Source organism: Microcystis sp. M49636_WE2 (genome assembly GCF_030065375.1).
In the GTDB taxonomy this organism is placed as follows: domain Bacteria; phylum Cyanobacteriota; class Cyanobacteriia; order Cyanobacteriales; family Microcystaceae; genus Microcystis; species Microcystis aeruginosa_C.
This window is the reverse complement of sequence record NZ_JASJFG010000574.1, coordinates 1-2,444: the sequence shown is the minus strand read 5'-3', so window position 1 is coordinate 2,444 and position 2,444 is coordinate 1. Positions and strand designations below refer to the sequence as shown.

4 protein-coding genes are annotated in these 2,444 nt (G+C 41.3%); all 4 read right to left on the bottom strand.

Annotation, left to right across the window (positions count from 1 at the left end; genetic code table 11):
* Positions 1-410 (bottom strand): protein kinase domain-containing protein (locus PX484_RS13255; protein WP_288104190.1); only part of this gene is annotated, 410 nt, incomplete at its 3' end.
* Between the two features lie 95 nt (positions 411-505).
* Positions 506-1,759: an exonuclease subunit SbcD gene (sbcD, locus tag PX484_RS13250; RefSeq protein WP_287766947.1), complete on the bottom strand. Its 1,254-nt coding sequence runs from the start codon at positions 1,757-1,759 to the stop codon at positions 506-508.
* 46 nt (positions 1,760-1,805) lie between these two features.
* Positions 1,806-1,949 (bottom strand): hypothetical protein, encoded by a 144-nt coding sequence (locus tag PX484_RS13245; protein WP_002736416.1) that lies wholly within the window; start codon positions 1,947-1,949, stop codon positions 1,806-1,808.
* Between the two features lie 16 nt (positions 1,950-1,965).
* A complete protein-coding gene (gene petN, locus PX484_RS13240) occupies positions 1,966-2,055 on the bottom strand; it encodes a cytochrome b6-f complex subunit PetN (protein WP_012265708.1) in 90 nt (29 codons plus the stop codon).
* Positions 2,056-2,444: the final 389 nt, after the last annotated feature.

Genomic DNA, 2,444 nt, shown 5'->3' with positions numbered 1-2,444 from the left:
TCATTGAAAACTCCCTCGCTTTGTAATTCTTGTTCTAGATTTTCTCCCTCAATATATTCTTGAACAAGATATTGTCGCCCATCATTGCTGGTAAAATAGGCATAGAGGGAGGGAATTTGTGGGTGTTGACCGAGATTATCTAAACTAATCGCTTCTTCTTTAAATAATTCCGCCGCTTTCTTGAGAGCATTACTGCCTTGAGTGCTAGGAAAAAATTGTTTAATCACACAATAAGGTTTAGAAGGTTTATCCTCATCAATTGCTTGAAAAGTTTTACCGAAACCTCCTTGACCAATTAATTTTATAGCACGATAACGATCTTTGAGTAATAATTGAAAGCGACATTTTTGACAGAATTTATCTGTAGGATTATTGTTATGAAGACAATCAGGATTAAGACATAAACTCATAGCTGGTTTAAACAGGGATAGGGAAGATATTTCAGTGAGCAGTAAACAGTAAACAGTAAACTGATAACCGACAACTGATAACTGATAACTGATAGCTAAATCGAGGTTTCTTCCTCTAGCCAAATTTCTGGCTGTTGATTTAATAAAAGCTGGGCTGCCTCTAACATATCATCAACAATATCGCGCAAATCTTTCTTATTATCGATATAAGCTTTTAACGCTTCCATCGGATCTAATTGATTACCCACCCCTAATTCCGGTAAACGGGGACGGGTTAATTGACTAATTAACTCCGCCCGAATACTATAGCTATGGGCAGGTTTTAACGCCTCATCAAGCTGATTGGTGTTGATTAGTTCTAATTGCTCACTGCGAATTTTATAAACTAAGCGGATAACTGCTTCCTGAATATCGTATTTTTTCAGAGCTTTCAGCAATTCTTTTTGGGGGTTTTCTGCCTCGGAAACATCCACTTCGATGGAACGGAAAGTACGCACGGGTAAAGGGCAAAATTCCCATTTAACCTCTCCTTTAGCCACTTCTATTAAAACATAGCCCTTATCTTCTTTCTCCTCACTAAAATCCACTCGATCAATGCTCCCCGGATAGACAATAGGCGGATCATTGCTAGGATTAAGATTTTGATGTTTGTGAACATGACCGAGGGCAACATACTCGAATTGTGGACGATTTAGCAGGGATAAAGGCACGGTAAAACCTTTACCAACTGCTAAAAATCTTTCTGCTCCTAAACTAGCTCGATCGGCCATTAAATGGGCTAATAAAACTGTTGGTAAACTTGTATCTAATTGGCGAATTTCTCCTTCTAAAACCGGTTCTAAACGGTTAATTAATAATTCATTTACCCCACTCAAGGATAAACCCTCGGTTTCGGGACGGGTTAAGAGAGTGGCCCGGGTTAACCAGGGTAAAGTAATGACTTGGATATCGCCGTTGCGGGTGGTGATGCGATGGGTGGTCAAGCGATCGCCAACAATAAACCCCGGCACCGCTAGGGTACGATAGATGGAGAGACTGACACCGCCATTACCCTGAGAATGTTGATCGTGATTACCTACTAATAACACCGTCGGGATATTAGCATCGGCAAGACGACGGAATTGACTGGCAAAAGCTTCGTGAACAAAAGGAGGAGGAGTGGCATCGGGAAAGGCATCTCCCCCAAAAAGCACTAGATCCACAGGGGAGGCAATAGCCCGATCGATACAGAGGCTTAAACTGCCCATAAAATCCTCTAAACGCGTGTTTAATCCCGTTTTTGGATTTAAACGTCCATGGGAAAAACCGCTCCCCATGTGAATATCCGATAAGTGCAGTATTTTAATCATAGTAAAGGAAAAACAGGCGTAATTAAGTACACCTGTTCAGAATTATTTATTTTCCTAATTTTTTATCGCCATCTTGACGACGGCGATCGCGCCATTCTGTAGTCGTCAGGTAGAGAATGCCACCACTGACGATAACGAGGAGAATTAAGGCGACTAGAAAGAGAGTGTTCAGAATCAAGGATGTTTCCATGGTATCTATAGATTACCTAGAAACCGTTACGACCCCAAACCACCATGGCGATCGACCAAGTGAACAGGGCGAGAATGCTAACCCAACCAAGTGTCAAAATATCCATAATTGCCTTTGTTAAACGAATTACTTAGGAGATAACTACTCAATTTTTGACACTCTCCGCCCTAAAAGTGCGGAGATTCTTGGGCTGAATCTTGCCGCTACTAGCAAAGCTAATTTTGGTCTTACAGTTTCATGTCTAGTCCGACTACACCTACAAGGCAAGCACTCTTAAAGACTACTCCCCAAGCGTAAATTTCTGTGTGTCCCACAGTATTTAATTGTTTTTCGCTCTTACCATGTGGACTTACTATGAAAGCTTTTGTACCAGTGATGGTTAGAGATTTAGGGATTACGGAGTGTCGCTTGTTTCCTGCGTTCCCAAAGTCAACGACTCAATTTAATGCTAACATAAAGTCGCCCTAAAGGGCGAGGTTTTCAACCCAAATTTTC